The sequence below is a fragment of the Pseudomonas sp. AGC41 genome (genome assembly GCF_057334555.1).
In genome coordinates, this window is sequence record NZ_JBHFJB010000131.1 from 1 (window position 1) to 7,967 (window position 7,967).

Here is a 7,967-nt window from a genome sequence, read left to right on the forward strand (position 1 = left end):
GGGGCTACTTCGTAGCCCAGCGGGAGCAAGCTCCCTCGCCACAGGGACCGGTGCTCCATTCCATTTGATCCCATGTCGTAAACGCACCTTTGCGTGGCGTCCATAGGCATTTGACCTGCCTGCGCCGGCCATACCATCGCATCCAAAGGGCACGACCGAAACGGTCCGTGCCTCACCGAGACGAAAGGCGCACTGCCGCCGCTGGGAGAGACGCGATGTTCAGCAAGCAAGACCAGATCCAGGGTTACGACGATGCACTGCTGGCGGCGATGAATGCCGAGGAGCAACGCCAGGAAGATCACATCGAACTGATCGCGTCGGAGAACTACACCAGCAAGCGCGTGATGCAGGCCCAGGGCAGCGGCCTGACCAACAAGTACGCCGAAGGTTACCCGGGCAAGCGCTATTACGGTGGCTGCGAGCACGTCGACAAGGTCGAAGCCCTGGCCATCGAGCGCGCCAAACAACTGTTCGGCGCCGATTACGCCAACGTCCAGCCGCATTCCGGTTCATCGGCCAACAGCGCCGTGTACCTGGCCTTGCTGCAAGCCGGCGACACCATCCTCGGCATGAGCCTGGCCCACGGCGGTCACCTGACCCACGGTGCCAAGGTGTCGTCCTCGGGCAAGCTGTACAACGCGGTGCAATACGGCATCGACACCACCACGGGCCTGATCGACTACGACGAAGTCGAGCGCCTGGCGGTGGAGTGCAAGCCGAAGATGATCGTGGCCGGTTTTTCTGCCTACTCCAAGACCCTGGATTTCCCACGCTTCCGCCAGATCGCCGACAAGGTCGGTGCGCTGCTGTTCGTCGACATGGCCCACGTCGCCGGCCTGGTTGCCGCCGGCTTGTACCCGAACCCGCTGCCGTACGCCGACGTGGTCACCACCACCACCCACAAGACCCTGCGCGGCCCACGCGGCGGCCTGATCCTGGCGAAGGCCAACGAAGAGATCGAGAAAAAGCTCAACGCCGCGGTGTTCCCCGGCGCCCAGGGCGGCCCGCTGATGCACGTCATCGCTGGCAAGGCGGTGTGCTTCAAGGAAGCGGCGGAGCCGGGCTTCAAGGCTTACCAGCAGCAAGTGATCGACAACGCCCAGGCCATGGCGGGCGTATTCATCAAGCGCGGCTACGATGTAGTGTCCGGCGGCACCGACAACCACCTGTTCCTGGTCAGCCTGATCCGCCAGGGCCTGACCGGCAAGGATGCCGATGCCGCCCTGGGCCGCGCCCACATCACCGTCAACAAGAACGCCGTGCCGAACGACCCGCAATCGCCGTTCGTGACCTCGGGCCTGCGCATCGGTACGCCGGCGGTGACCACCCGCGGCTTCAAGGTGACCCAATGCGTGACGCTGGCCGGCTGGATCTGCGACATCCTCGACAACCTCGGCGACGCCGATGTCGAGGCCAATGTCGCGCAGCAAGTGGCGGCCCTGTGCGCAGACTTCCCGGTTTATCGCTGAGTCGGTTCTGGAGTAATGACTATGCAACGCTATTCTGGCTTCGGCCTCTTCAAACACTCACTCAGCCATCACGAAAACTGGCAGCGGATGTGGCGCACGCCGACCCCGAAGAAGGTCTACGACGTGGTCATCGTCGGCGGCGGCGGGCATGGCCTGGCGACCGCCTACTACCTGGCCAAGCAGCACGGCATCACCAACGTGGCCGTGGTCGAGAAGGGCTGGCTGGGTGGCGGTAACACCGCGCGCAACACCACCATCGTGCGCTCCAACTACCTGTGGGACGAATCGGCCCACCTGTACGAACACGCGATGAAACTCTGGGAAGGCCTGTCCCAGGACCTGAACTACAACGTGATGTTCTCCCAGCGTGGCGTCTACAATCTGTGCCACACCTTGCAGGACATCCGTGATTCCGAGCGCCGCGTCAGCGCCAACCGCCTCAACGGCGTGGATGGCGAGCTGCTCAACGCCAAGCAAGTGGCCGACGAGATCCCGTACCTGGACTGCTCGAAGAACACCCGCTACCCAGTGATGGGCGCCACCGTCCAGCGTCGCGGCGGCGTGGCCCGTCACGATGCCGTGGCCTGGGGCTTTGCCCGGGCGGCGGATGCGTTGGGCGTGGACCTGATCCAGCAGACCGAAGTCATCGGTTTCCGCAAGGAAAACGGCGTGTGCATCGGCGTCGAAACCAACAAAGGCTTCATCGGCGCCAAGCGCGTCGGCGTGGTAACCGCCGGTAACTCCGGGCACATGGCCAAGCTTGCCGGTTTCCGCCTGCCGGTCGAGTCCCATCCGCTGCAAGCGCTGGTATCGGAGCCGATCAAGCCGATCATCGACAGCGTGATCATGTCCAACGCCGTGCACGGCTACATCAGCCAGTCCGACAAGGGCGATCTGGTGATCGGCGCCGGTATCGACGGCTACAACGGCTACGGCCAGCGTGGTTCGTACCCGGTGATCGAGCACACCATCCAGGCCATCGTCGAGATGTTCCCGGTGTTGTCCCGCGTGCGCATGAACCGCCAGTGGGGCGGCATCGTCGACACCACGCCGGACGCCTGCCCGATCATCTCCAAGACCCCGGTGCCGAACATGTTCTTCAACTGCGGTTGGGGCACCGGTGGCTTCAAGGCCACACCTGGCTCGGGCAACGTGTTTGCCGCGAGCCTGGCCAAGGGTGAAATGCACCCGCTGGCCGCGCCGTTTTCCATCGACCGTTTCCACAACGGCGCACTCATTGACGAACACGGCGCTGCTGCCGTCGCCCACTAACAGGAGAAATCCCCATGTTGCATATCTTCTGTCCTCACTGCGGCGAACTGCGCTCCGAAGAGGAATTCCATGCATCCGGCCAGGCGCACATCCCACGTCCGCTGGATCCGAACGCCTGCACCGACGAGCAGTGGGGCGACTACATGTTCTTCCGTGACAACCCGCGCGGATTGCACCATGAACTGTGGGATCACGTCGCCGGTTGCCGCCAGTACTTCAACGCGACCCGTGACACCGTGACCTACGAGATTCTCGAAACCTACAAGATCGGCGAAAAGCCGCAGTTCACCGACAAGGCTGACAGTCCGAAAGCGGCCGCACAGGCTCTGGGAGAGAAGGTATGAGCCAGATCAATCGCCTGTCCAACGGCGGACGGATCGACCGCAACAAAGTGCTGACATTCACCTTCAACGGCCAGAGCTACAAAGGCTTCGAGGGCGATTCCCTGGCCGCCGCGCTGCTGGCCAACGGTGTCGACATCATCGGCCGCAGCTTCAAGTATTCCCGGCCGCGCGGCATCTTTGCCGCCGGTGCCGAAGAGCCGAACGCGGTGCTGCAGATCGGCGCCACCGAAGCCACGCAGATCCCGAACGTGCGCGCCACGCAACAGGCGCTGTATCAGGGACTGGTCGCCACCAGCACCAACGGCTGGCCGAACGTCAACAACGACATGATGGGGATTCTCGGCAAGGTCGGCGGCAAGCTGATGCCGCCGGGCTTCTACTACAAAACCTTCATGTACCCGCAATCGTTCTGGATGACTTACGAAAAGTACATCCGCAAGGCCGCAGGCCTGGGTCGCTCGCCGACCGAGAACGATCCGGACACCTACGACTACATGAACCGTCACTGCGACGTGCTGATCGTCGGCGCTGGCCCTGCCGGCCTGGCCGCTGCATTGGCCGCGGCCCGCAGCGGTGCGCGAGTGATCCTCGCCGATGAGCAGGAAGAGTTCGGCGGCAGCCTGCTCGACTCCCGCGAGAGCCTGGACGGCAAACCGGCGACCGAATGGGTCGCGGCGGCGGTGGCTGAGCTGCGCTCAATGCCCGAGGTGGTGTTGCTGCCTCGCGCCACGGTCAACGGTTACCACGACCACAACTTCCTGACCATCCACGAGCGCCTCACCGATCACTTGGGTGATCGCGCGCCGATCGGCCAGGCTCGCCAACGCATCAACCGGGTCCGCGCCAAGCGCGTAGTGTTGGCCACCGGCGCCTGCGAGCGTCCGCTGGTCTACGGTAATAACGACGTGCCGGGCAACATGCTGGCTGGCGCGGTTTCCACTTACATCCGCCGATTCGGCGTGGCGCCGGGCAAAAAGTTGGTCCTGAGCACCAACAACGACCACGCTTATCGCGTGGCGCTGGACTGGTTCGACGCCGGCCTGCAAGTGGTGGCTGTCGCCGATGCGCGCAGCAATCCGCGTGGCGCGCTGGTGGAAGAAGCCCGCGCCAAGGGCATCCGCATCCTCACCGGCAGCGCCGTGATCGAGGCCCGTGGCAGCAAGCGTGTCACCGGCGCACGGGTTGCCGCGATCGACGTCCGTGCCCACAAAGTCACCAGCCCCGGCGAATGGCTGGACTGCGACCTGGTGGCCAGCTCCGGCGGCTACAGCCCGGTGGTGCACCTGGCTTCGCATTTGGGCGGCAAGCCGATCTGGCGTGAAGACATCCTCGGTTTCGTACCGGGCGAAGCGCCGCAGAAACGCGTTTGCGTCGGCGGTGTGAATGGCGTCTATGGTCTCGGCGATTCCTTGGCCGACGGTTTTGAAGGCGGTGTGCGCGCGGCCAGCGAAGCCGGTTTCAAAGCCGTGGAGGGCGTATTGCCCAAGGCCCTGAGCCGTCACGAAGAACCGACCCTGGCGCTGTTCCAGGTACCTCATGAAAAAACCACCGCACGGGCGCCGAAGCAATTCGTCGACCTGCAGAACGACGTCACCGCCGCCGCCATCGAACTCGCCACCCGCGAGGGCTTCGAATCGGTGGAACACGTCAAGCGCTACACCGCACTGGGCTTCGGCACCGACCAGGGCAAGCTCGGCAACGTCAACGGCCTGGCCATCGCGGCCCGCTCGCTGAACGTGAGCATTCCGCAGATGGGCACCACCATGTTCCGTCCGAACTACACGCCGGTGACCTTTGGCGCGGTGGCCGGTCGGCACTGCGGGCACATCTTCGAGCCGGTGCGTTTCACCGCGCTGCATGCCTGGCATGTGAAGAACGGTGCCGAGTTCGAAGACGTCGGCCAGTGGAAGCGCCCGTGGTACTTCCCGAAGAACGGCGAAGACCTGCATGCCGCGGTCAAGCGCGAATGCAAGGCGGTGCGCGACAGCGTCGGCCTGCTGGACGCCTCGACCCTGGGCAAGATCGACATCCAGGGCCCGGACGCCCGCGAGTTCCTCAACCGCGTCTACACCAACGCCTGGACCAAGCTCGACGTGGGCAAGGCCCGCTACGGCCTGATGTGCAAGGAAGACGGCATGGTCTTCGATGACGGCGTGACGGCCTGCCTGGCGGACAACCACTTCCTGATGACCACCACCACTGGCGGCGCGGCGCGCGTACTGCAATGGCTGGAGATCTATCACCAGACCGAATGGCCGGACCTGAAGGTTTACTTCACCTCGGTCACCGACCACTGGGCGACCATGACCCTGTCGGGTCCCAACAGCCGCAAGCTGCTCGGCGACGTCACCGATATCGACCTGGACAAGGACGCCTTCCCGTTCATGACCTGGAAGGAAGGTCTGGTAGGCGGCGTGCCGGCGCGGGTATTCCGGATCTCGTTCACCGGTGAACTGTCGTACGAAATCAACGTGCAGGCCGACTACGCCATGGGCGTGCTCGAACAGATCGTCGAGGCCGGCAAGAAGTACAACCTGACCCCGTATGGCACCGAGACCATGCACGTGTTGCGGGCCGAGAAGGGCTTCATCATCGTCGGCCAGGACACCGATGGCTCGATGACCCCGGACGACCTGAACATGGGCTGGTGCGTCGGCCGGACCAAGCCGTTCTCGTGGATCGGCTGGCGTGGGATGAATCGCGAAGACTGCGTGCGTGAAGAACGCAAGCAACTGGTGGGCCTCAAGCCGATCGACCCGAATGTCTGGCTGCCGGAAGGCGCGCAGCTGGTGTTCAACCCGAAGCAGGCGATCCCGATGTCGATGGTCGGCCACGTCACCTCCAGCTATGCGCATAACTCCCTGGGTTATTCGTTTGCGATGGGTGTGGTCAAGGGCGGCCTGAAGCGCCTCGGCGAACGGGTCTTCGCGCCGTTGGCTGATGGCCGGGTGATCGAGGCAGAGATCGTTTCTTCGGTGTTCTTCGATCCGAAGGGCGATCGGCAGAACGTTTAACGGCTTGAGGTCCTGGTGGGAGCAGTTGTTCTGCGTCGTCTGCTTCGCGAGCAGGCTCGCTCCCACAGGAGACCGCATAACCCTTGTGGGAGCGAGCCTGCTCGCGAAGGCGGCAGAACAGCACCCACAAGGGCCGAATCAAGAATTCAAGACAGGTGCTCCATATGACCGCAGTCAACGTGTACCAACAACGCCCAACCACCGGGGCCAAGGCCGAGTCGTCGTTGCACCATGCCGACCTCGCCAGCCTGGTGGGCAAGGGCCGCAAGAACGCCGGCGTGACCGTGCGCGAGAAAAAGCTCCTGGGCCACCTGACCCTTCGTGGCGATGGCCACGACCCGGCATTCGCCGCGGGTGTGCACAAGGCCCTGGGCCTGGAATTGCCGGGTGCGCTGGCCGTCATCGTCAAGGGTGAAACCAGCCTGCAATGGCTGGGCCCGGATGAGTGGCTGCTGGTAGTGCCGAGCGGCGAGGAATTCGCCGCCGAGAAGAACCTGCGCGAAGCGCTGGGCGACCTGCACATCCAGATCGTCAACGTCAGCGGCGGCCAGCAGATCCTCGAACTGTCCGGCCCGAACGTGCGCGACGTGCTGATGAAATCCACCAGCTACGATGTACACCCAAGCAACTTCCCGGTGGGCAAGGCCGTGGGCACGGTGTTCGCCAAGTCGCAACTGGTAATCCGCCACACGGCTGAAGGCACCTGGGAACTGGTGATCCGCCGCAGCTTTTCCGATTACTGGTGGCTCTGGCTGCAGGATGCGGCGGCTGAGTATGGGTTGAGCGTGCAGGCGTAAGGACTAAAGCCGACACGGCTTTTGTGGCGAGGGAGCTTGCTCCCGCTGGGGCGCGTAGCGGCCCTCGCTTTTTGGCGGTTGCTACGCAACCGAGCGGGAGCAAGCTCCCTCGCCACAGGGTTCTTTGTCGCTCAGTTAATTTTGAACAGGAGTCACCGCAATGAGCCGCGCCCCAGACACATGGATCCTGACCGCCGACTGCCCAAGCGTGCTCGGCACGGTGGATGCGGTGACCCGCTTTTTATTCGAGCAGGGCTGCTACGTCACCGAGCACCACTCCTTCGACGACCGGCTCTCGGCACGTTTCTTCATTCGCGTGGAGTTTCGCCAGCCTGACGGTTTCGACGAGCAGGGCTTCCGTGCCGGCCTGGCCGAGCGGGCGCAAGCCTTCGGCATGGTCTTCGAACTGACCCCGCCGAACTACCGGCCCAAAGTGGTGATCATGGTCTCCAAGGCCGATCACTGCCTCAACGACTTGCTCTACCGCCAACGCATCGGCCAGTTGTCGATGGACGTGGTGGCCGTGGTCTCCAACCATCCGGACCTCAAGCCGCTCGCCGACTGGCACCAGATTCCCTACTACCATTTCCCCCTGGATCCGAACGACAAGCCGGCCCAGGAGCGACAGGTGTGGCAGGTGATCGAAGAGACCGGCGCCGAGCTGGTGATCCTTGCCCGCTACATGCAAGTGCTGTCGCCGGAACTGTGCCGCAAGCTCGATGGCAAGGCCATCAACATCCATCACTCGTTGCTGCCGGGCTTCAAGGGCGCCAAGCCGTATCACCAGGCCTACAACAAAGGCGTGAAACTGGTGGGGGCCACGGCGCATTACATCAACAACGACCTGGACGAAGGCCCGATCATCGCCCAGGGCGTGGAAGTGGTGGATCACAGCCACTATCCCGAAGATTTGATCGCCAAGGGGCGGGACATCGAAGGGCTGACGTTGGCGCGGGCGGTGGGGTATCACATTGAGCGAAGGGTGTTTCTGAACGCCAATCGTACGGTCGTTCTTTAGATTCCTGGGGCCGCTTCGCAGCCCTTCGCGAGCAGGCTCGCTCCCACAGGATC

General features: G+C 63.6%; 6 protein-coding genes. All 6 read left to right on the top strand.

All coding sequences use genetic code 11. The annotated features are described in order from the left end of the window. Positions 1-215 precede the first annotated feature (215 nt). The 6 genes from glyA (at position 216) to purU (ending at position 7,914) form a co-directional block, all read left to right on the top strand. The gene (gene glyA / locus ACE04F_RS21820) at positions 216-1,469 is read left to right on the top strand and encodes a serine hydroxymethyltransferase (RefSeq protein WP_030139294.1); all 1,254 of its coding nucleotides are present in this window, start codon (positions 216-218) and stop codon (positions 1,467-1,469) included. A gap of 21 nt (positions 1,470-1,490) precedes the next feature. After that, positions 1,491-2,741 (top strand): sarcosine oxidase subunit beta, encoded by a 1,251-nt coding sequence (locus ACE04F_RS21825; protein WP_486109881.1) that lies wholly within the window; start codon positions 1,491-1,493, stop codon positions 2,739-2,741. Between the two features lie 14 nt (positions 2,742-2,755). Beyond that, positions 2,756-3,085, top strand: a complete 330-nt coding sequence (locus tag ACE04F_RS21830) for a sarcosine oxidase subunit delta (RefSeq protein ID WP_030139292.1) — start codon at positions 2,756-2,758, stop codon at positions 3,083-3,085. After that, positions 3,082-6,099 (top strand): sarcosine oxidase subunit alpha, encoded by a 3,018-nt coding sequence (locus tag ACE04F_RS21835; RefSeq protein ID WP_486109882.1) that lies wholly within the window; start codon positions 3,082-3,084, stop codon positions 6,097-6,099. Before ACE04F_RS21830 ends, ACE04F_RS21835 begins: the two co-directional genes overlap by 4 nt. 164 nt (positions 6,100-6,263) lie before the next feature. After that, complete coding sequence (locus ACE04F_RS21840) at positions 6,264-6,896, top strand: sarcosine oxidase subunit gamma (protein WP_486109883.1); 633 nt, start codon at positions 6,264-6,266, stop codon at positions 6,894-6,896. A 160-nt stretch (positions 6,897-7,056) separates the two neighbouring features. Continuing rightward, positions 7,057-7,914, top strand: coding sequence for a formyltetrahydrofolate deformylase (gene purU, locus ACE04F_RS21845; protein WP_486109884.1), 858 nt, complete (start codon positions 7,057-7,059; stop codon positions 7,912-7,914). Positions 7,915-7,967: the final 53 nt, after the last annotated feature.

Excerpts from the sequence above, each read along its gene's own strand:
- glyA (WP_030139294.1), top strand. The coding sequence starts at position 216 with ATGTTCAGCAAGCAAGACCAGATCCAGGGTTACGACGATGCACTGCTG.
- ACE04F_RS21825 (WP_486109881.1), top strand. The coding sequence starts at position 1,491 with ATGCAACGCTATTCTGGCTTCGGCCTCTTCAAACACTCACTCAGCCAT.
- ACE04F_RS21830 (WP_030139292.1), top strand. The coding sequence starts at position 2,756 with ATGTTGCATATCTTCTGTCCTCACTGCGGCGAACTGCGCTCCGAAGAG.
- ACE04F_RS21835 (WP_486109882.1), top strand. The coding sequence starts at position 3,082 with ATGAGCCAGATCAATCGCCTGTCCAACGGCGGACGGATCGACCGCAAC.
- ACE04F_RS21840 (WP_486109883.1), top strand. The coding sequence starts at position 6,264 with ATGACCGCAGTCAACGTGTACCAACAACGCCCAACCACCGGGGCCAAG.
- purU (WP_486109884.1), top strand. The coding sequence starts at position 7,057 with ATGAGCCGCGCCCCAGACACATGGATCCTGACCGCCGACTGCCCAAGC.